Annotated in this window: 18 protein-coding genes, 1 tRNA gene and 1 pseudogene; 11 read left to right on the plus strand and 9 right to left on the minus strand. The window is 66.1% G+C overall.

The window, feature by feature from the left end; translation table 11 throughout:
• Nucleotides 1–82 precede the first annotated feature (82 nt).
• From VLA96_04450 to VLA96_04465, 4 genes are read left to right on the plus strand one after another with little or no spacing between them, the layout of a single operon-like run.
• Nucleotides 83–253, plus strand: a complete 171-nt coding sequence (locus VLA96_04450; GenBank protein ID HSE48438.1) for a hypothetical protein — start codon at nucleotides 83–85, stop codon at nucleotides 251–253.
• An 8-nt stretch (nucleotides 254–261) separates the two neighbouring features.
• The gene (locus tag VLA96_04455) at nucleotides 262–735 is read left to right on the plus strand and encodes a cytochrome c oxidase subunit II (protein HSE48439.1); all 474 of its coding nucleotides are present in this window, start codon (nucleotides 262–264) and stop codon (nucleotides 733–735) included.
• Nucleotides 732–2342, plus strand: a complete 1611-nt coding sequence (locus tag VLA96_04460) for a cbb3-type cytochrome c oxidase subunit I (protein HSE48440.1) — start codon at nucleotides 732–734, stop codon at nucleotides 2340–2342. The genes VLA96_04455 and VLA96_04460 overlap by 4 nt, the downstream gene beginning before the upstream one ends.
• A 52-nt stretch (nucleotides 2343–2394) precedes the next feature.
• Nucleotides 2395–3024, plus strand: coding sequence for a hypothetical protein (locus VLA96_04465; GenBank protein ID HSE48441.1), 630 nt, complete (start codon nucleotides 2395–2397; stop codon nucleotides 3022–3024).
• Nucleotides 3025–3034: 10 nt separating this feature from the next.
• Here the strand turns inward: VLA96_04465 and VLA96_04470 are convergent, their stop codons facing one another.
• The 4 genes from VLA96_04470 to VLA96_04485 all read right to left on the minus strand — a co-directional run bounded on the left by VLA96_04470 (nucleotide 3035) and on the right by VLA96_04485 (nucleotide 4296).
• Nucleotides 3035–3184 (minus strand): hypothetical protein, encoded by a 150-nt coding sequence (locus VLA96_04470; protein ID HSE48442.1) that lies wholly within the window; start codon nucleotides 3182–3184, stop codon nucleotides 3035–3037.
• Entirely contained in the window at nucleotides 3181–3531 is a 351-nt protein-coding gene (locus tag VLA96_04475; GenBank protein HSE48443.1) for a hypothetical protein, read from the minus strand. The genes VLA96_04470 and VLA96_04475 overlap by 4 nt, the downstream gene beginning before the upstream one ends.
• Nucleotides 3532–3546: 15 nt before the next feature.
• Nucleotides 3547–4104 (minus strand): sigma-70 family RNA polymerase sigma factor, encoded by a 558-nt coding sequence (locus tag VLA96_04480; protein ID HSE48444.1) that lies wholly within the window; start codon nucleotides 4102–4104, stop codon nucleotides 3547–3549.
• Nucleotides 4105–4219: 115 nt separating this feature from the next.
• Nucleotides 4220–4296 (minus strand) — tRNA-Pro (locus VLA96_04485).
• Nucleotides 4297–4388: 92 nt separating this feature from the next.
• On the opposite strand from VLA96_04485, the gene VLA96_04490 reads away from it, so the two are divergent.
• Nucleotides 4389–4895, plus strand: coding sequence for a hypothetical protein (locus VLA96_04490; protein ID HSE48445.1), 507 nt, complete (start codon nucleotides 4389–4391; stop codon nucleotides 4893–4895).
• Nucleotides 4896–4902: 7 nt separating this feature from the next.
• Here the strand turns inward: VLA96_04490 and VLA96_04495 are convergent, their stop codons facing one another.
• Complete coding sequence (locus VLA96_04495) at nucleotides 4903–5430, minus strand: DUF4112 domain-containing protein (GenBank protein ID HSE48446.1); 528 nt, start codon at nucleotides 5428–5430, stop codon at nucleotides 4903–4905.
• Nucleotides 5431–5477: 47 nt separating this feature from the next.
• Here VLA96_04495 and VLA96_04500 point away from each other — a divergent pair, with 47 nt between their 5' ends.
• Nucleotides 5478–5744: a hypothetical protein gene (locus VLA96_04500; GenBank protein HSE48447.1), complete on the plus strand. Its 267-nt coding sequence runs from the start codon at nucleotides 5478–5480 to the stop codon at nucleotides 5742–5744.
• A gap of 12 nt (nucleotides 5745–5756) precedes the next feature.
• A pseudogene (locus tag VLA96_04505) lies at nucleotides 5757–6173 on the plus strand (deiodinase-like protein).
• Between the two features lie 138 nt (nucleotides 6174–6311).
• Here the strand turns inward: VLA96_04505 and VLA96_04510 are convergent.
• Together VLA96_04510 and VLA96_04515 are read right to left on the minus strand one after the other, a co-directional pair.
• The gene (locus VLA96_04510) at nucleotides 6312–8540 is read right to left on the minus strand and encodes a tetratricopeptide repeat protein (GenBank protein HSE48448.1); all 2229 of its coding nucleotides are present in this window, start codon (nucleotides 8538–8540) and stop codon (nucleotides 6312–6314) included.
• 18 nt (nucleotides 8541–8558) lie between these two features.
• The gene (locus VLA96_04515) at nucleotides 8559–8951 is read right to left on the minus strand and encodes a hypothetical protein (GenBank protein ID HSE48449.1); all 393 of its coding nucleotides are present in this window, start codon (nucleotides 8949–8951) and stop codon (nucleotides 8559–8561) included.
• 121 nt (nucleotides 8952–9072) lie between these two features.
• Between VLA96_04515 and VLA96_04520 the strand changes: the two genes are divergently transcribed.
• The 4 genes from VLA96_04520 (at nucleotide 9073) to VLA96_04535 (ending at nucleotide 17021) form a co-directional block, all read left to right on the plus strand.
• Nucleotides 9073–10104 carry a tetratricopeptide repeat protein gene (locus VLA96_04520; protein HSE48450.1) on the plus strand — a complete coding sequence of 344 codons (1032 nt, stop codon included), beginning with the start codon at nucleotides 9073–9075 and terminating at the stop codon, nucleotides 10102–10104.
• Entirely contained in the window at nucleotides 10101–11837 is a 1737-nt protein-coding gene (locus VLA96_04525) for a CRTAC1 family protein (GenBank protein HSE48451.1), read from the plus strand. Before VLA96_04520 ends, VLA96_04525 begins: the two co-directional genes overlap by 4 nt.
• A gap of 303 nt (nucleotides 11838–12140) precedes the next feature.
• Complete coding sequence (locus VLA96_04530) at nucleotides 12141–15923, plus strand: TonB-dependent receptor (GenBank protein ID HSE48452.1); 3783 nt, start codon at nucleotides 12141–12143, stop codon at nucleotides 15921–15923.
• Between the two features lie 75 nt (nucleotides 15924–15998).
• On the plus strand, nucleotides 15999–17021 hold the full coding sequence (locus VLA96_04535; protein ID HSE48453.1) for a tetratricopeptide repeat protein: 1023 nt from the start codon (nucleotides 15999–16001) through the stop codon (nucleotides 17019–17021).
• Between the two features lie 64 nt (nucleotides 17022–17085).
• Here the strand turns inward: VLA96_04535 and VLA96_04540 are convergent, their stop codons facing one another.
• Together VLA96_04540 and VLA96_04545 are read right to left on the minus strand one after the other, a co-directional pair.
• Nucleotides 17086–19182: a sulfatase-like hydrolase/transferase gene (locus tag VLA96_04540; GenBank protein HSE48454.1), complete on the minus strand. Its 2097-nt coding sequence runs from the start codon at nucleotides 19180–19182 to the stop codon at nucleotides 17086–17088.
• On the minus strand, nucleotides 19179–19770 hold a 592-nt coding region (locus VLA96_04545), incomplete at its 5' end, for a tetratricopeptide repeat protein (GenBank protein HSE48455.1). The genes VLA96_04545 and VLA96_04540, both read right to left, overlap by 4 nt.

Below are 19770 nucleotides of genomic sequence, written 5' to 3' on the forward strand. Positions count from 1 at the left end.
GGCAAGAATTTCTTTGTGACGTTCATCACAGACCGCAAAGCCGTGAGACATTTAGCGTCACGCGAACTTTGAGGAGGACGAAGTGAGCGAACGCCCACCGGCCCCACCACCCACGGATGCCCACGACCCCGCCATCGAGACGCCACGCGGGACGCTGGCGATCATGATCATCTTCGGGCTGCTGTTCGCCCTGACGTGGCTTGCCACGTACGTGCTCATCTTCCTGGAGCGCGGAGCGCCACACCAACACTAGGAGCCGCCATGAACGTGGAGTTCTACGAAAAGATCTGGATGTGGGCGGCGACCGGACTGCTGGCGCTGTTCCTGGGAACGATCGTCATCGGCGCAGCAAGCAGCGCGGTGCATCCGCCGGGGAAGCTGGAGACGGTGGACCCGACGAAGCTGCTGGAGCATCCCGAGTTCAGCCAGCCGGGAGTGAAGGAGCGTGCGGACGGCAGCGTGGTGGTGGTGGTGCTGGCGGAGACGTACGCGTTCACGCCCGACCCGATCGAGGTGCCGGCGAACCGGCCGGTGACGTTCCGGCTCACCAGTTCCGACGTGATGCACGGCTTCCAGGTGGTGGGCACGAACGCGAACGCGATGGCCATCCCGGGATACGTGACGGAGTTCACCATCAGTTTCAAGCCGGGCGAGTACACCATCGGGTGCAATGAGTACTGCGGCGTGATGCACCACAACATGGTGGGGAAGCTGATCGCGAAGGAGGCGAAATGAAGGGACGCTTCGCCCTCGCGGGCAGCCACATCGGAGTGTCGATCGCGGCGTTCGCCGTGGCGTCGTTCATGGGCGTGCTGCAGGCGCTCTCCATCGCGGACATCAGCTTTCCGCGGCGCGATGAATCGCTGTTCTACGTCTCGGTGACGGCGCACGGCGTGCTGATGGCGCTGGTGTTCACCACGTACTTCATCATGGGGCTCGGGTACGCGCTGGCGGAGGTGAACCTGGGACGCGTCGTCGGCAAGGCGGCGGCCTGGTTCGCGTTCGTGATGTCGTTGGCGGGTTCGGTGATGGCGGCGGTGAGCATCCTGCGCGGCGAGAGCACGGTGCTCTATACCTTCTACCCGCCGCTGCAGGCGAAGCCTTCGTTCTACATCGGCGCGACGCTGCTGGTGGTGGCCTCGTGGATCTGGGGCGGGGTGATGCTGGCGAGTTATCGCAGCTGGCGGAAAGAGAACCCGGGAGTGCCGGCGCCGCTGGCGATCCACGGCATGATCGCGACCATCCTGATCTGGTACCTCGCGACGGCGGGGCTTGCGGTCGAGGTGGTGGGGATGCTGATCCCGTGGTCGCTGGGCTGGGTGGCGACGATCGACCCGCTGGTGGCGCGGACATTCTTCTGGTGGTTCGGGCATCCGCTGGTCTACTTCTGGCTGCTGCCGGCGTACGTGCTGTGGTACACGGTGCTGCCGAAGGTGGCGGGCGGAAAGCTGTTCAGCGATTCGCTCGGGCGCATGGTGTTCATCCTGTTCGTGCTGCTCTCGACGCCGGTGGGATTCCATCACCAGTTCGTGGACCCGGGCATCAGCTCAGGGTGGAAGCTGGCGCACACGGTGCTGACGTATGCGGTCATCTATCCCAGCCTGGTGACGGCGTTCACCATCGTGGCGTCGCTCGAGGTGGCGGGGCGGATGCGCGGCGGGACCGGCCTGTTCGGATGGATCCGGAAGCTGCCGTGGGGCGACCCGTTCTTCGCGTCGATCGCGCTGGCGATGATCGCGTTCGTGTTCGGCGGGTGGGGCGGGGCGATCAACGCGGCCTACGCCATGAACGGCATGATCCACAATACGGCGTGGATCCAGGGACACTTCCACGTCACCGTCGGCACAACGGTCGGACTGTCCTTCATGGGCGGGACGTACTGGCTGCTGCCGCGCATGACGGGGCGGGCGCTGCGCTTCCGCGCGCTGGCGATCACGCAACCCTACCTGTGGATCCTGGGGATGGCGCTGTTCAGCACGAGCTACCATATCGCGGGGATCCGCGGGCTGCCGCGGCGGGTGTACAGCGCGAGCCTCAACGGCGAGCAGGGCGCGCAGTGGCACACCCTGACGGTGATCGCGGCGGTGGGCGCCGTGGTCCTGCTGGTGAGCGCGCTGTGCTACGTGACGGTCGCGGTCGCGACCTGGCTCGGGGGAAAGAAGGGCGAGGCGCCGGCGTTCGAGTTCGCGGCGTCGCTGCGGCCGCCGGTCGCGAGCATGTGGGATCGCTACGGCCTGTGGACGGTGGTGGCGATCGTGCTCATCCTGCTGGCGTACGGCTATCCCATCGTGCACTTGCTGATGCAGGCGCGGTACGGCTCGCCGCCGTTCCGTCCGTTCTAGCAGCATGCCCCGGGGCTGACGGCACGCCGGCGGCCGTACTATCCTCGGATGCGTGACGGAGCAACACGACAACGAGCGAGAGCGCCTGCGTGCGATGTACGCCGGGATGGCCGACGGCGAGCTGCTGAAGCTGGCGGAGGAGAGCGACGAGCTGACCGAGCAGGCGCGCGGCCTGCTGCAGAGCGAGATGGAGCGCAGAAGGCTCGAGCCCGGACCGGAGCCGACGCCACGAGTGCAAGACGTGCTGGAAGACCGCCCGCTGGTGCGGATCGCACGTTTCCGGGATCTTCCGGAGGCGTTGCTGGCGAAGGGTCGGCTCGAGTCCGCTGGAATAGAAGCTTTTCTGTACAACGACAACATGGTGCGGCTGGACTGGTTCTGGTCGAACCTGATCGGCGGGGCGACGCTCCACGTCGATCCCGAGAACGAAGAGTCGGCGCGCGAGGTTCTGAGCGCTCCTGCCGATGACTTTCAACCTGACACGGATGGCGAATTCAAGCAGCCGCAATGCCCGGGGTGCGGCAGCAAAGATGTTTCCGAGGAGGGGTTCCACAAGCCGGCGACGTTCTTCATGACAGGGTTCGTTGGCTTGCCGATCCACATCGGCCGCCCGCGATGGAAGTGCGGCGGTTGCGGCCGCACGTGGCGCGCCGAGGCGGAGCAGGACACGTCGCGGGAATAGCGCCGCCGTCCTAGGCGGTCATCGGTGCTAGTCGTTGCGGCGCGGGACCCTTGAACAGCGAGAGGATGAACCACAGCTCCCCCAGGCCGATCAGGAGATAGAGCAGGCCAAGGCGGCGGGTGTCGCGTTTCGTCGGATGGAGCGAGGGGCCGGTGCTCACGGCTGCCTCGGTTCGGCGGGCGCGCCGGGGTCGAAGCCCCAGCGCTGCCGGATCTTCTGGCGGAACGCCTCGCGCTCTTCGGGCGAGAGGTTGCGGCACTTCTCTTCCATGCGGGCGCGCATGCGCTCGCGCCAGCGGCCGCCGCCGTGCCCGCGCCCGCTGCTCCAGCTGCCGAACAGGATGCGGCACAGCACCAGCAGCGCCAGCGCCTGCCAGAAGGTGAGCGTGTGCCAGCCGAACAGCGGCGGCAGCAGCCAGTTCCACAGGCTCATCACGACCCAGCCGCCGAGGAAGATGAACAGGGCCATGGCGGCGAGCGCGAGCGGGGCGATCAGGATAATCTTCATTCCACGTGTCATGCCTTACTCCTTCATAAAGTCGTCGTAGATCTGTTGCAGCCGCGCGCGCAGGTGGCGCACCGCGTAGCGCTTGCGGGCAAGCAGCGTGTTGATGCTCACGCCGGTGTCGGCCGCCATCTGGCGGAAGCTGCGGCCCTCGAGCTCGTGCGCGACGAAGACGGCGCGCTGCTCGGGCGGCAGCTCGCCGAGCGCGGCCAGCAACTGCTCGAGGACGGCGCGGCGCAGGTAGAGCGCGTCGGGGCCGGCGTCGGGCGAGGGCAGCAGGTCCTCGAAGCGCAGCTCGTCGTCTTCGTCGTCGGACGCGGACAGGTCCGAGAAGGGCTCGGGGCGTTTTTCGCGGAAGAGGTCGGTGATGCGGTTGCGCGCGACGGTGAAGAGCCACCCGGTGACATGCTCGATGGGCATGAGCAGGCGGTGGGCTTCGACCAGGCGGGCGAAGACGTCTTGCAGGACGTCCTCGGCCTCGGTGGGGTCGGGGACGCGGCGGCGGATGAAGTTGCGCAGGCGGGAGCGCTCCCGCTGGACGACCTCGGTGATCCGCTGGTCCTGTTCGCACGGCATCCGGTCGGTGAGCCCTGCTTCCGTGAGCCAAGTCGCTGTGTTCACACTACGGCTGTAGACGGAAGAAGGGTGCGGATATTGTAGGCCGCGGTAAGTGATGGGCTGAAAGAGGAGATGGTCGGGGCGACAGGATTTGAACCTGTGACCCCCTGCGCCCAAGGCAGGTGCGCTACCAGGCTGCGCTACGCCCCGACGGCTTCCATTCTAACGTGCCCCGAGCCAGCACCCCGGATACAATGCGGCGTCTCCCGGCGGCCCTGCTCCTCAACGACAGAGGTGCTTTTATGATGCGCATCCGCACGGTGCTTCTCGGTTCCCTGATCGTCGCCGGCCTGCTGCTTTCGGCGTGCTCGAAGTCGGATCCGCCCGCGCCGGCTGCAACCGCGGCAAAGCCGCAGCCACCACCACCTCCCCCACCGCCTCCGGAAACGACGTTCGGAACGCTGGTCTCGGCGGAGCTGACCAACGGCTACCCGACATGGGTCCTCAGCGCGGGGTGCCGGGGCGGCATGTGCGAGGAGATGGTGAAGCCGCCGAAAGGCAAGGTGGTGTACCGCTTCCACTTCGAGGGCAAGAAAGCGGACGCGCTGCCCTCGGAAAAGAAAATGTCGCTCACCGACTCGGCGCAGAAGAAGTATTCCGTGAGCGCGTCCAAGGAGGACAAGTCCGCGGTCGTGTTCTACTTCGTCGTCCCGGAGACGGCAACGGGCCTCACCTGGAGCGATGGAGAGAAAACGGTTCCATTGGAAGCGGTGCTAAAGAAGACCGCCGCCGCCGGAGCAGGCAAGTAGCCGGCGCTTACCGGCGGAGCAGCCAGACGATCCCGTAGAGGACGACGAAGGGCAGCAGGGCGAGGCCGAGGAGCACGAGCCCGAGCGCGATGAGGACGAGCCAGTCGCGCCAGGTCTGGCGATGGCGGCGCTCGGCGTCGCGCTGGAGCAGGCGCATGTTCATGCGGTTGGCCTTCCAGGCGACGTCGAAGAGGTCGCCGAGGAAGGGCATGGCGCCGACGATGGTGTCGATGGCGACGTTGGCGACCATGCGCGCGAGCGTGACGTTGGGCAGCCCGCGCTGCCAGGCGGCGTAGATGATGACGAAGGAGGCGAGCGAGCTGAGCATGTCGCCGACGCCGGGGATGAGACCGACGATGGCGTCGAGGCCGAAGCGCAGCCGGGTGCCGGGGATGCGCAGGAAGTCGTCGAGCAGGGCCGCGAGGTGCTCGAGGTTCTCGTCGGTCAGGGTTCCGGTGGAGTCCGGGAGGCGCGGGCGCGAGTCGCGGTCCGGCGGCAACACCTCAGGTTCGACGCGGATGGGTTCGCGCGGCATGCAGGGTTAGATGCGCCGCCGATGATGGTATATTTGGCCGCATCACTATGCGGAAGAAACTGATCTGGGCGCTGGGGGTCCTGCTCGTGCTTTCGGGCGCGGCGTTCGGCGCGCTCTGCTACCTGGCGGGCAGCCCGCGCGACGCCTACGGCATGGTGCGCTACGCGCTGCCGCACATGAAGCTCGGCAACCTGAAGGCAGGAGACCAGGCGCCGGACTTCGAAGCCGTCGCGCTCGACGGCGACACCCGCGTGCGCCTGTACGACCGCATCGGGCAGCGTCCGCTGGTGCTGGTGTTCGGCAGCTACACCTGACCGCCCTTCCGTCGCCAGGTCGGCGACATCAGCAAGATGTACGAGGACTACAAGGGCGACGTCGACTTCCTGACCGTCTACGTGCGCGAGGCGCACCCGGAAGACGAGTGGCAGATGAAGTCGAACCTGAAAGAGAACGACAACGTGTGCTACGCGCAGCCGAAGTCGCTGAAGGACCGGCTGGTGATCGCCAACGACTTCTCGAAGCGCTTCAACTTCACTCCGCCGCTGGTGGTGGACACCATGGCCAACACTGCGAACAACCTGTACGCGGCGTGGCCGGAGCGGCTGTACGTGATCGACGCGGACAAGCGGCTGATGTATGTGGGCGGCAACGGCCCGTTCAAGTTCTATCCCAACGAGGTGCGGGAGCTGCTGGCGAAGCGGTACGGCGCGAAGGGCGCGCCGGCGGCGCCGGCGGCGAAGTAGGTCGCGGGAACGCAAGGTCCCTCGACTTGCGCCTGGTCGTCCGCCCGCGGCGGACTCCCGCGCGCGGCGCTCGGGATGACAATATGGAAGCGCGGAGCGGCACGGCTGAAGCCGTGCCCTTTCTTTTTCACCCCTCTGCTACTTCTTGGGTTGGTCGGCGACGGCGGTCTGCGGCGTCTCGCTGGGCGCGAGATGCAGGTGGAACGGCACGGTCTCGAGCGAGACTTCGGGATGCGAGCGCAGCCAGGTCTCGGCCTGCGACTGCGCGGAGGGGTCGTCGCGGCGGTCGTTGAAGTAGGCGTTCTGCACGGCCGCTTCCTTCTTCATCCCCAGGCGGCGGTAGATGCGCGCCAGGTTGTAGTGCGCGCTGAGGTCGTCAGGGTCGATGGTCTGCAGCGCTTCGTATTGCTCGCGTGCGAGCTGGAACTTGTTCTGCTGGTAGTAGACGAAGCCGAGGTCGGCGCGCGCCTGCCGGAGCCGGGGATAGGCTGCGATGACGGCGCGCAGTTTTTCGGCGGCGGCGTCGAGGCGGCCCTGCGCCTGGTCGATCATCGCGTAGTAGTACCTGGCGCGGGCGTTCTCCGGTTCGAGCGCGAGGGCGCGCTGCAGCGCCATCTGCCCGCCGACGTAGTTCTGGTAGGAGATGTTGGCGATGGCGAGGTTGATCCAACCGTCGGCGTAATCGGGCTTGAGCACGGTGACGCGGCCGAAGGCGTCGGCGGCGTCGAGATACTGCTGCTGGTCGAGCAGCGCGATGCCGTAATTGTTCCAGCGCAGCATGGGGTCGGCGGCGGCGGGCGCGGCGGCGTTCTCGCCCAGGTTCCAGGTCACGCTCTTGGACGCGACGTCGATGACCGGGTAGTCGACGCTCTTGCCGAGGATGAAGTTGTTGTAGCCGCGGCGGAAGCGGCGATAGCGGATGGTCGCCGTGACGGTGATCGGCCCCTGCGCGCTCTCCGGGAGACGGAAGCGGTAGCGGACGAGCTGGCTGCGGCCGGGCAGGATGGTGTTGTCGTAGGCGCGGGCGCGCGTCTCCCAGACCTGGTGGCGGTCGAGCAGCTTGCCGTCGCGCGAGATCAGGCGGTTGGTGAAACTGTGGGCGCGCTCGTCGAGGAAGCCGTCCGGCTTGAGGGAGCCGCTCTCGTAGATGGTCTTGCCGGCGGCGTCGGTCGCCTTGAACTGCACCCATGATTCGTAAAAGTCGCGCTGCTCGGGCACGTAGCTGTGGCCGATCTTCTTGTTCTGGATGACGAGGGCGACGGTGAGGTCGTCGCCGGCGGCGAGCCGGAAGCTCTCCGTGCCGAGCGGGGCGATGGTCTGGACCGGCGTGCCGTTCTTCTGGATGGCGAAGACATCGATGCCGAACAGGTCGTCCTGCAGGAACTTGGTGAGGGCGCGGAGCTGGTCAGGGAACTCGAAGAGCGTGGGGATGGCAGTGTTGGCGCCGAGAAAGCGGTGCGAGGCCGCCTGCTTCTTGCCAGCGATGCCGGCGGCGGCGTAGTCGCCCACGTCGCCGGGCTTCATGTGGCAGGTCTGGCAGGTCGAGACCTCGGTCTTCTTATAGAAGGGCAGCGGGCTCTGGCGCGACCAGGAGGATTGCTGCCACTCGTCGTAGACGCTGAAGGCGCGCTGCCACTTGTAATCGTTGAGGATCTTCGGGACGGCGGCCTTGTGGCAGGCGGCGCAGAACTCCGAGGTGCGATAGAAATCCTTCATCACGGCGCGCTTGTGGAGGTCGGGGCGCGCGAGGATGTCGTCGTAATCCACCTTCTCGCGCGGCGAGCCGTCTTCGTTGAGCATCACCGCGGGGACGCCCATCACGTAGCTGCCGGTGCCGCTGGTGTTCTGCAGGCGCTCGATGGAATGGCAGACCATGCAGGTGATGCCGTCGGTATCGAAGCCGCGGTCCACCTTCGCCGCCTTGGTAAGCGCGCCGGAAAAGAGCGCGATGGGGTTGTGGCAGCCCTCGCAGTGGCGCGTGTACTCGATGCCCTTGGTGTCGATCAACATCTGGACGTTCTTCAGGTACCAGGGCGGGCGGAAAGAATTGCCGTGCGCGGACTCGCGCCACTGCTGGTGCACTTCCTGGTGGCACTTGGCGCACCACTGCGCGGTCGGGAACTTCTTGGCCGGGATGAACGTGCCGGTGGCGCTGAGCGCCTGGCTGGGAAGGAACGGGTTGTCGCCGAAACGGTACTCGTAGCGGTGCGGGAGCGTGACCTTCTCCGGCTTGGAAGGCGGAGGCGGCGCGGGTTGCTGGTCGCCGGCGAGCACGGGCAGCGCGGCGCCGAGGAGCGCGGCGGCGGCCACGAGCGCGAACAGCGTCGTGAGGCGCTTCCAACCCCGGATTCGGGAGAGCGGCGGCATGCGTTCCCGTGCGGCGTCCTATTGGACGAGCGAAACCTTCTTCACGGTAAGCCGATCGCCTTCCAGCTTGCCGGAAACCTTCACCAGGAGCTCTTTCTCCTGCTGGGTGGAGGCGATGAGCGCTTTCACCTTCTCGTTGCCGGCGGGGTCGAAGCGGACGACCTTGTTGTCGGCGGTGAGCAGGGCGTAGCCGCTCTTCTCGCATTCCGGCATCTGCAGGCACTTTTTCGTGTGCTTGATGCGGAGGGTGTCGAGATCGTCGGCGCGCTCGGTGGCGCAGGCGATGTCCATCAGCGTTCCCTTGAGGGTGACCTTGCGGGGCTTGGGCGTGTCGGCGCTGAACGTCGGCAGTGCGGCGAGAGCCAGCGCGAAGAGCAGGACGAAAGAGCGAGCCGTGGGCCGAGACTTCAAAGCGGTTCCTCCCGAGAGGTGGTGAAGTGCTGGCGATTATATCGCGGAGTGGGCCGGCGTGGGTTGGCCGGGCGCGCGCATTCGTGTTAGCTTGGCACCTTCTCCGTTATTCATCGCCGCCATGGCTTCACGACCGGCCGCACTCTTGCTCGCACTCCTGCTCGCCGCGCCTTCCTGGGCGCAAGCCCAGCAGGGTTCGGAAGCGCTGGCGCGCGGGCAGGCGGCGCTGCGCGCCGACGATTATGCGACCGCGGCGCGCGAGTTCGAGGCCGCGCGCGCGGCGCTCGGCGATACCCAAGCGATCATGCGCGGACTGTTGCTCAGCTATGTCCAGACCAGGCGGCTGGGCGAAGCCATCGCGACTGGAAACGCCGCCGTCGCCAGGTTCCCGCAAGATGCCGACCTGCAGCACTGGCTGGGACTCGCGTACTTCCAGAGCCGCGACGCCGCGCAGGCCGAAGCGCACTTGCAGGAAGCCGCGCGGCTGCGGCCCGCGAACTCCGACGTCCGCTACGACCTGGGGCTGGTCTACTCCAGCCAGAACCGGTATCCGGAGGCGGTGAGGGAGCTGCAGGCCGCGGTGAAGCTGGCGCCGCGCCAGCCCATGGCGCGCATCCTGCTCGGCCGCGCCTACCAGAATGCCAACCAGAGCGTGCGCGCCATCGCGGAGTTCAAAACGGCGCTACGGCTCGATCCCAAGGTCCCGCTCGGGCACTACCACCTGGGATTCGCGTATGCCAGCCTGGGGCAGAACCAGCAGGCCATCGCGGAATATAAGAAGGAGCTGGCGAAGTCACCGGAGCACCCGGAGGTGCTCTACCAGCTGGGGCACACGCTGCTGGAAACGGGCGCGGCGCGCAGCGCGCTTCCGCCGCTGGCGAAAGCGGCGCAGGTGGACCCGCGGAATGCGGACGCATTCTACGACCTCGGCAAGGCGCGGGTGGCGACCAAAGACTATGCCGGCGCGGTGACCGCGCTGCAGCAGGCGAGCGCGCTCGATCCTGCCGACCCGAGCCCGCACTTCCTGATGGCGCGCGCTTTCGAGCGGCTGGGGAGGCCGGAAGAGGCGAAGCAGGAGCGCGCGCGCTTCCAGGAACTGAAACAGCAGGTGAGCGAGGAAGGTGGCATGGCGACGGGGAGGGTGCGGAGATGAGGCGAGTGCTGCTGATGTGCGCACTATGGGCTGCGCTGGCCGGTGTGGCGAGCGCGCAGAGGACCGCCGCGGAGAAGCCGGCGGCGGGCGGAGTCAGCTTCGAGGACGTGACCAAGGCCGCGGGCATCGACTTCACCCTGACGTGCGGCGGAGCCAAGAAGGAGTTCATCCTCGAGGCGATGTGCGGGGGCGTCGCGTTCTTCGACTACGACAACGACGGCTGGCTCGACATCTTCCTGCTGAACGGCTCGACGCTCGAAGACCGCCGGGCGGGGAAGAGTCCTGCCAGCAAGCTCTACCACAACCAGCACGATGGGACGTTCCGCGACGTCACGGCCAAGGCCGGCCTGACGCACGCCGACTGGGGATTCGGCGTGGCGGCCGGCGACTTCGACAACGACGGCTACGAAGACCTCTACCTCACCTATTTCGATCACGGCGTGCTGTATCGCAACAACGGCAATGGGACCTTCACGGACGTCACGAAGAAGGCGGGTGCCGGAAACCCGGGGCGCTGGGGCACGAGCGCCGGCTTCGGCGATTACGACAACGACGGACTGCTCGACCTCTACATCGCGAACTACGTGGACATCGACCTGAACGCGCTGCCGGTATTCGGGAGCTCGGTATTCTGCCGCTACCGGAACATCCCGGTATCGTGCGGCCCGCGGGGGCTGAAAGGGTCGCGCGACCGGCTGTATCGCAACAACGGGGACGGGACCTTCACCGACGTGAGCGAGAAGCTGAACATCGACCCGGGCGGCGCCTACGGACTGGGCGTGCTGTGGGTGGACGTGGACAACGACGGCTGCGCCGACATCTATGTGGCCGACGATTCCTCCCCCAGCCTGCTGTACCAGGGCGACTGCAAGGGCGGGCTGAGCGAGATCGGCGTGCAGGCGGGCGTGGCGTACAACGCCGACGGGCGCGACCAGGCGGGCATGGGCGTGGACGCTGCCGACTACGACCACAGCGGCCGCCAGTCGATCGCCAAGACGAACTTTTCCGACGACCACAACAACCTCTACCACAACGACGGCGAGGGCGAGTTCACCGACGTGGCCGGGCCGAGCGCGTTCGGGCCGGTGAGCATCCCGTTCCTCGGCTTCGGGATGAAGTTCTTCGACTACGACAACGACGGCTGGGCGGACGCCTTCGTCGCGAACGGCCACGTGAACCCGCAGGTGGACAGCCACGACTTCGGCGTCAGTTACGCGGAGCACTACCTGCTGTTCCACAACAAGAAGGACGGCACCTTCGAAGAGGTAGGCCAGGAAGCGGGCCCGGCGTTCCGCACGAAGCGGGTGGCGCGCGGCGCCGCGGTGGGCGACTTCAACAACGACGGCACGCTCGACCTGCTGGTCAGCCACCTCGCCGATTCACCGGTGCTGCTGCGCAACACGAGCGCGCCGCAGCAGCACGCGGTGCGCATCAAGCTGGTGGGGACGAAGTCGAATCGCGACGGCTTCGGAGCGCGCATCACGGTGACCGCGGGCGGGGTGAAGCAGATGCAGGAGGTGCGCGCCAACAGCAGCTACCTCTCCGCCAGCGACCCGCGCGCGCACTTCGGATTGGGAGCGGCGACCAAGGCGGAGAGCATCGAGATCCGGTGGCCGTCGGGGCAGGTGGACACGATCCGCGACCAGAAGAGTGATGAAGATCTCATCATCGAGGAAGGGAAGGGCGTCGTCCGGAGGTTACCCTTCCAGCGCGGCAATCCCCGCCGCCGGTAGGTCGTTTTGCGACATTTCTACGAAAAACAGTAGCCCGCCGAGAGGGTCAGCTATGACTCTCCATAGACCCGCCTGTGCAAACATTTGTAACTCTATGTTTACAAACGGTTTTGCCAGTGGGCCCTTTATTGCTAAGTAGTTAGCGGGGATACGTGAGTCTTGTCACTGGGCTGTGACTGAGCTCACATTCATATATCGGGCTTTTTCCAACTTTAAGTGGTTCCTCTGTTGAACCGGGCTGCTGTGAAGCGGTCCTGCAGTCGGGCTCCTAAACCTGAAAAGCTGCTGAAGGGGAAAACGAAAATGCTGAAGCCCTCTACCCTTGCCAAGTTTGCGGTGCTACTGACGGTCGTCCTGCTGGCGAGCACGGTATTCGCCCAGGTCCAGAACGGTCAGCTGCGCGGCACAGTGACCGACCCACAAGGCGCGGCAGTCGCCAACGCCACGGTCACCGCGAAGAATCCGGCGACCAACTTCTCGAAGAGCACGACGACGAACGACACGGGCTTCTTCAGCCTGACGGAAATCCCGCCGGGGACGTACAGCGTGACGGTCGAGTCGCAGGGCTTCAAGACCGCGACCTCGAGCAACGTCGTGGTCAACGCCGGCACGAGCACCCGCATGGACTACAAGATGACCATCGGTGAGCGCACCGAGACGGTCGAAGTGACGTCGGGCGCGGTGGCGGTGGAGACGGAAGACTCGAAGCTGGCGACGGTGGTAGGCAGCAAGCAGATCCAGAACCTGCCCCTGAACGGCCGCAACGTGTACGACCTGATCCAGATGGCGCCGGGTGCGGTGAACGTGCGCGGCGTGATGTCGGAGAACGGCAACGGCACGGTGGTCAACGGCCTGCGCGAGAACTTCAACGGATTCCTGGTCAACGGCACCTCGAACAAGGGCTTGAGCGGCGGCGCGAACAACATCCCCATCGAAGACACGGTGCAGGAGTTCCAGCAGCTGACGCTCAACATGTCGGCGCAATACGGATCCAGCGCGGGCTCCAACGTGAACCTGGTGACCAAGTCGGGCACCAACAACTACCACGGCTCGGTCTGGTGGTTCCTGCGCAACGACAACCTTGACGCCAACGACTTCTTCATCAAGCGCAGCGGAACCGACGCGCAGTTGCAAGCGCTCACGGGTGAGGACAAGCCGGAGCTGCGCTTCAACCAGTTCGGCGCAACGTTCGGCGGCCCGATCATGAAGGACAAGCTGTTCTTCTTCGCGTCCTACCAAGGTGATCGCTTCGTTACCTCGTTGACGCCCTCGATCGTCTACCCGGAGTCCCCGGGGTGGTCAGCGGCCGTGCAGGCGGCGGCAGTCATCGGACAGCCGGGTGAAGTTTCGGCGTTGCTGTATAGCAGCTTCCCTTCGACCGTTCCTGGCACGCCCTTCCAGACGCTGAATGCGTGGGCGGTCGATGTGGCCGGCGCACCTGCTGGACCTACGGCGCCAGATATGGGTTCCTGGCTTTGCCCGGACACCTATGCCGGCCTGGTGGGTGACCCGACAGGCATGCTGCACGCTCAGGCGATGGCCAACATCATCGGCGTAACGGCGAACGATTACACGAACCCTAACGTTTTCACCGGTCTCGCCTGCGCCGCTCCCTTGGCGGTACAGGCCGGCACCTTCGGCAGCCGCGACAACGTGTTCATGAACGAGGCGGCCCGCATCTCCAAGTCGCAGGTGGAAGGCAACCTCTACCACGGCAACGAGGCCTCGCTGCGTCTGGACTGGAATGCCAGCAACAATGACCGGCTCTTCACGGAATTCAAGTGGCTCAAGACGAACGACGACTTCGGTCCGCAGAACGCGGCCGGCGCGCGCGGTTTCGTGAACCCAACCAAGACGGTGCTGCCGCACTTCTCGTTCAACTGGGTGCACACTTTCTCGCCCACGTTCCTGAACGAGTTCCACGCGGGTTACACCGGCAACATCTTCCTGAACAACACCGCGGTGCCGGGTGTGCCCAACATCTACTGGGATACGGCGGAGCTTGGTTTCGGCTCCTACTCGGGCTATCCGCAGTTCTTCAAGGAGAACGTGTACAGCTACGGCGACATGGTCTCCATCACGAAGGGCCACCACAGCATCAAGATCGGGTACGACCTCAAGCGGAACATCGAGAACTCGGAGTTCAACGTCGGCCGCCCGTCGTACTACTTCTTCGATCCGCTGTTCTTCTCGGTGGACGCGCCTTACTTCCAGGCGAACGGTGTGCAGCCCTGCGTTTCGGCGGTGTTCAGCTGCGCGTCGGCCCACCTGTCGACCAATGTCCGCCACTGGCGCAACTGGGAGCACGGCGTTTTTGTGCAGGATGACTGGAAGATCCATCCGCGCCTGACGCTGAACCTGGGCGTCCGCTACGACCTCTACCAGCGGCACACCGAGGAGAACGACCTGGTCACGCTGTTCTATCCCGGACCTGGCACGCACCCGATCGACGACATCACGACGGGCGCGGGCTGGCTGCGGGACGCCAACATCCAGGCTGGTCTGCCGGGCTGCGACACAGCCGCGCAGGTGGCGACGGCGCAACTGCAAGGCGTGTGCGGTCCGGGCGGCTTCGGGCCGGCAGACTCACTGGGCGCCGGCGACCATAACAACTGGGGTCCGCGCGTCGGCTTCGCCTGGGACATCTGGGGCAACGGCAAGACGTCGCTGCGCGGCGGCTACGGCGTTTCGTACGAGGGCACGCTCTACAACCCGCTCTCGAACTCGCGCTGGAACCTGCCGTACTACTCCTTCAACTCGGCCACGAACTTCCTGGTCAGCGGCAGCGAGCAGATCTTCTATGGCCCGCAGAACCCCGCGTGCTTGCCCGCTTCGTTCGTCGGTCCGCCGTGTCCTGACAACAACCAGGGCTCGCCGACTGAGGCCACGGGCGTGGGCAACATCCAGGGCTGGGCCTCGACCAACCCGAACCGCGCGAGCCTGACCGGCATCATCCTGCCGGAGGGCATCCGCGACCCGTACGTGCACAACTTCTATCTCAGCATCCAGCAGGAGCTGATGCCGAAGATGGTGTTTGAGCTGGACTACGTGGGCACGGCCGGACACAAGTTGTTCCGCGCGCAGGACATCAACCGCATCCCGGGCGGCCGTCTGGACGAGGGCACCTGCGTGGTCGATAACTTCGGCCGCACGGTGTGCAGCCGCCTGAACAGCGCCATCAACCCAATCACCGGCACGCCAGTCAACGACACCGGCCGTTTGAACGCGAACTACGGCACGATGCGTAATTGGCAGAACAGCGCGAGTTCGAACTACAACGCCCTGCAAGCGTCTTTGCGCCTGCAGGCGTGGCACGGCCTCACGCTGAACACGTCGTACACCTGGAGCCACTCGATCGACGATGGTTCCACCTGGCATAGCGGCGCGACCTCGGCCAATGGTGCGGCGGCGGGTGAGGGCTACAGCCTCGACTACAGCTTGCCGGGTCTGGATCGCGGCAACTCGATCTACGACATCCGTCACCGGCTGGTCGTCAACTACGTGTACGAGCTGCCCTGGTACAGGGACCAGCAGGGCTTCATCGGACACGTGCTGGGTGGCTGGCAGTTGAACGGCATCTGGAGCTTCCAGACGGGCGCGCACTGGAGCCCGTGGTGCAACCGCGCGGCGCCGGGCTTCCAATCTCGTCCTTGCGACTTCAACAAGGATGCGGTCGCGAACGACCGGCCCAGTGCGATCGCCAACAACTTCGACCCCTCACACGACCAGTGGGCCGATGGTTGGGGCAGCGGCACATTCAACTGCGCTTTCCTCGGCACCTGCCCGATCACGGATGGGTTCTTCTTCAAGCCGTGCGACGCGGGCGAGGTTTGCACCAGCAACCTTGGGCGCAACACGTTCGTGGGTCCGAGCTTCTTCGGTGTGGACATGTCGATCTTCAAGAACCTGAAGATCACGGAGCGGGTGAACATGCAGTTCCGCGCCGAGATGTTCAACGCCTTCAACCACACGAACTTCCAACTGCCGGCGAGCCCCAACAATCGCGTGAACGTCGGGTTCTTCGGCCAGTCGGGCGGCACGTTCAACCCGCGCCAGCTCCAGTTCGGCCTGAAGCTCAGCTTCTAACCGGACGGAACCTAACCCGATGGGGCCCGGCGACGAGCCGGGCCCCATTTTCATTGCGGTCAACGGAGGGGTCTTGTGACACAACCCGGCCGGTACTCCCTGGCTTCGGCGCTCTTCGCGCTCGGGCTTTTCCTGGTGGCCGGCTGCCCGCTGGCCGCGCCGCAGAACGACACGGGCTCGATCGTGGGACAGATCAGCATCGCGCGCAGCGGCCACCCTCCATCCCGTATCAAGGTTGCGCTGGAGGCGCGTGGCGCGGTCGTGAACGAAGTGTGGACCGACGACGAAGGGCGCTACTCCTTCCTGTTCCTCGTGCCGAACCTGTACCACGTCAAAGTGAATGACGAGCGCTTCCAGCCGTACAGCGAGGACGTGTCCGTCAACCCAGTGTTCACGCGCAGTAACATCCTGAACATCACTCTGATCCCCAAACCCCCCGAGAAACCCGCCGTACCGCAGCCGCAGGTCGCAGGCCAGAATCCTTACGTTGTCGACGCCTCTTACGCGAAGGAGTTTCCCAAGAAGGTCATCAAGGAGTTCGAGGCGGGAGTGAAGGAGCAGGATAAGGGAAAGCTGGAGAAGGCCATCAAGCACTTTGAGCAGGCGCTCACGCTCGCGCCCGACTTCTATCCCGCGCACAACAACCTGGGGACCGCCTACGTGACGCAGGGGAGATTCGACCTGGCGCGGGAGCAGTTCGAGTCGGTGCTGAAGCTGAACCAGGGGGATACGCAGGCGTACTTCAACCTTGGGAACGTGTTCCTGCTCACGGAAAATTTTCCCGAGGCGCGGCGCATCCTGGAGGAAGGCCTGCGGCGGCAGCCGCAGGTGGCGCTCGGGCATTTCCTGCTCGGGACCGTGCTGGCCCGGACGCACGAGAACGATGCCGCGGAACGCGAGCTGCGCAAGGCGCAGGAGCTCGACCCGCTCAACCCCAAGGTCCACCTGGAGCTGGTGAACCTGTACTTGCAGCAGCAGAAGAGGCAGCTCGCCATCGCGGAACTGCACGCCTTCCTCACGCGCTTCCCCGATGACCCGCTGGCGCCGCAGGCGCGCGCGGTGCTGGGGCGGCTGGAAGGAAGCAGCGCGAAGCAGTAAGACGCGCGCTCAGGGATAAGGATGGGCGATGAGATCGTTCGCCGCCCTCGGCTCAGGATGACACTCAGCGCAGGTCCGCGGGCGTGTAGCTGCAGAACTGGGGCCGCAAGCGGCAGGCTTCCTGGAACTCGGGCTTGGCGGCGGCACGGCGGCCGGCCTGGTAGAGCGCGATGCCGAGATTCAGGCGCGCTTCTGCGAGCGTGGGATCGAGCTTGACCGCGTGCTGATAGCTCTCGAGCGCCGCCTGCGGCTTGCCGGTCTGGCCAAGGGCGATCCCGAGAAAGTTATAGAGCGGCGCCTCTTCGACGCCTAGTTCCGCGGCACGGCCGAGCAGCTTCGCGGCGTTCGGGTAATCCTGCTGGCGGATGCGGAACATCCCCAAGTCGCGGTACGCGAGGCCGAAGTTGGGCTGGATCTCGAGCACCTTTTCGAAGGCGGCGAGGCCTTCCGGCTCGCGCCCCTGCGCCAACTCGATCCAGGCGAGCTGGTACCATGCACGGAAATTGCGCGGATTTTGCTCCAGGGCCTTGTTGAGCCATGTCCGCGCTTCTTCGTCCTGCTGCTGGGCGTGGAGCGTCCGCGCCAAGCCGAGCATGGCCTGGTCGAAGGTGGGATTCAACTCAAGCGTCTTGCGGAACTCCGCGGTCGCGCGCGGAACGTCACCCGCGCGGGTGTAGCCCTCGGCCAGCAGGAAGGGGATGAGGTACATCTTCGGGTCGGTCTCGCGGACGCGGGCGAGCACGGCCTCGGCTTCGGCGAAGCGGCCGAGCTGGAGCAGGTCGGTGGCCTGCAGGATGGCGTTGAACTCCGCCAGCTTCGACTTGGGGTCGGGAAGCGCGGCAGCCGTGCCGCCTTCCGGCACCGGCGCCTTGTACGCCATGTAGCCCAGGGCGCGCAGCTTGCCGGCAGCTTCGGGGTCGAGCTGCTCGCCGCCGGCGGCGAGCTCGGGCGGAGCGAAATCCTTCATGCGCTGCGCGAGCTTCTCCTTGAGGGCCGCGCCCACCGCCGGCGACTGCGGCCCGAGCAGGTTGCGCTGCTCGTTGGGATCGTTGTCCAGGTCGTAGAGCTCCGGCTGGGGCGCCTCGATGTAGTGGTAACGCGCGTTCTCCAGGCTGCGAAGCGCGCTCCAGCCGAAGGAGCTGTAGGGATAGAGCGTCTGGGCGTAGGCGAGCGAGGTGTCGTCGGCGCGCAGCAAGCTGGGCGCCTGGAACTGCTTCTGGATGGAGTCGCGCAGGCCGAGGATCTCGAGGATGGTCGCGGGGATGGCGATGGTCTCGACGGCGGCGCCTTCGCGGCGCGGCTGGGAGAACTTGCCGCGCGGCGGCTTCACCACCAACGGGACGTGCGTGGTCGACTGATAGATGAAGTAGCCGTGCTCGCGCTCGCCGTGCTCGCCGAGCGACTCGCCGTGATCGCTGGTCAGAACGATGAGCGTGGAATCGTAGAGGCCGGCCTGCTTGAGCCAGGCAAAGACGCGGGCGAGCTGGCTGTCGGCGTAGGCGATCTCGCCGTCGTAGGGGCGGTCGCGGTACTCGGAGGCGAAGGGCTCGGGCGGCGCGTAGGGGCTGTGCGGGTCGTAAAGGTGGAGCCAGAAGAAGAAGGGCCGGCCGGCGCGCTTCTGCTTGAGCCAGGCCAGGGCGTGGTCGACGCTCTCGCCGGCGCGGCGATCGACGAGGCCGAGGTCCTTCTCCATGAAGGCTTTGCCGGTGAAGGCGTCGTAGTAGGAGTCGAAGCCGCGGGCCATGCCGAAGCTGCGGTCGAGGACGAACGAGCTGACGACCGCGCCGGTGGCGTAGCCGGAGCGCTTCATGGCCTCGGGCAGCGTGGCGACGCCGGGGCGGAGCGGCTGACCGGTGAAGTCCTGCACGCCGTTCCAGAAGGGATAGGTGCCGGTGAGGATGGCGACGTGCGACGGCCAGGTGAGCGGCACCTGCGCGATGGCGCGGTCGAAGACGATGGCGTCGCGGCAGAGGCCGTCGATGGCCGGCGTCTTGATCTCCTTGTAGCCGTAGCAGCCGACGCGGTCGGCGCGCAGCGTGTCGATGGTGATGAGCAGGACGTTCGGCCTGCCGGCTGCCGCCTTCCGTGCCGGCGCGGACTTCTGCGCGAGGGCGCCGCCGGCGGCGAGCAGCAGCAGCACGGTGGCGAAGGCGCGCTTCATCGCGGCGTCCCGAGCGCGCGGGCCTTTTCCATCTCGGCGCGCGCTTCCTCGTGCAGGCCCTTGGCCTCGAGCACGCGGGCGAGCGAGACGTGCATGCCGGGCAGCTCGGGCGCGAGCTCTGCCGCCTTGCGGGCGGCTGCGAGCGCATCGTCCACCTGGCCTTGCGCGAGCAGCATCTCGCCCAATGCGCGGTATCCCTGGGCGTAAGCGGGATTGATCTCGATGGAGCGCTGGAAGGCGGCCATCGCCTCGGCGGGCTGCTGTTGCCTGACATAAGCCACGCCGAGATTGAACGCGGCCGAGTAGTTCGTGGCGTCGAGCTCGAGCGTGCGGCGCAGCGCGGAGATGGCGTTCTGGTTGTCGCCCGCCTGGGCGTACGACAGGCCGAGGTAGTAGAGCGCGAGCGTGTAGTCGGGGCTGAGCTCGAGCACGCGCTGGAACTGGGCCACCGCCGCCGGAAAGTCCCGGAGGCGGAAGTAGTCGATGCCCAGCAGGTAATGGACCGGGACGGAGTCACTCTCGGTGGCGAGCGCGGCGCGCAGCTTCGCGACCGACTCCTGGTAGCGGCCTTGCTGGCTGTCGTCGATG

The organism is Terriglobales bacterium, assembly GCA_035457425.1.
Taxonomy (GTDB): domain Bacteria; phylum Acidobacteriota; class Terriglobia; order Terriglobales; family Acidobacteriaceae; genus JACPNR01.

Excerpts from the sequence above, each read along its gene's own strand:
- VLA96_04455 (HSE48439.1), top strand. The coding sequence starts at position 262 with ATGAACGTGGAGTTCTACGAAAAGATCTGGATGTGGGCGGCGACCGGA.
- VLA96_04460 (HSE48440.1), top strand. The coding sequence starts at position 732 with ATGAAGGGACGCTTCGCCCTCGCGGGCAGCCACATCGGAGTGTCGATC.
- VLA96_04475 (HSE48443.1), bottom strand. The coding sequence starts at position 3,531 with ATGAAGATTATCCTGATCGCCCCGCTCGCGCTCGCCGCCATGGCCCTG.
- VLA96_04480 (HSE48444.1), bottom strand. The coding sequence starts at position 4,104 with ATGCCGTGCGAACAGGACCAGCGGATCACCGAGGTCGTCCAGCGGGAG.
- VLA96_04490 (HSE48445.1), top strand. The coding sequence starts at position 4,389 with ATGATGCGCATCCGCACGGTGCTTCTCGGTTCCCTGATCGTCGCCGGC.
- VLA96_04495 (HSE48446.1), bottom strand. The coding sequence starts at position 5,430 with ATGCCGCGCGAACCCATCCGCGTCGAACCTGAGGTGTTGCCGCCGGAC.
- VLA96_04500 (HSE48447.1), top strand. The coding sequence starts at position 5,478 with ATGCGGAAGAAACTGATCTGGGCGCTGGGGGTCCTGCTCGTGCTTTCG.
- VLA96_04510 (HSE48448.1), bottom strand. The coding sequence starts at position 8,540 with ATGCCGCCGCTCTCCCGAATCCGGGGTTGGAAGCGCCTCACGACGCTG.
- VLA96_04520 (HSE48450.1), top strand. The coding sequence starts at position 9,073 with ATGGCTTCACGACCGGCCGCACTCTTGCTCGCACTCCTGCTCGCCGCG.
- VLA96_04525 (HSE48451.1), top strand. The coding sequence starts at position 10,101 with ATGAGGCGAGTGCTGCTGATGTGCGCACTATGGGCTGCGCTGGCCGGT.
- VLA96_04530 (HSE48452.1), top strand. The coding sequence starts at position 12,141 with ATGCTGAAGCCCTCTACCCTTGCCAAGTTTGCGGTGCTACTGACGGTC.
- VLA96_04540 (HSE48454.1), bottom strand. The coding sequence starts at position 19,182 with ATGAAGCGCGCCTTCGCCACCGTGCTGCTGCTGCTCGCCGCCGGCGGC.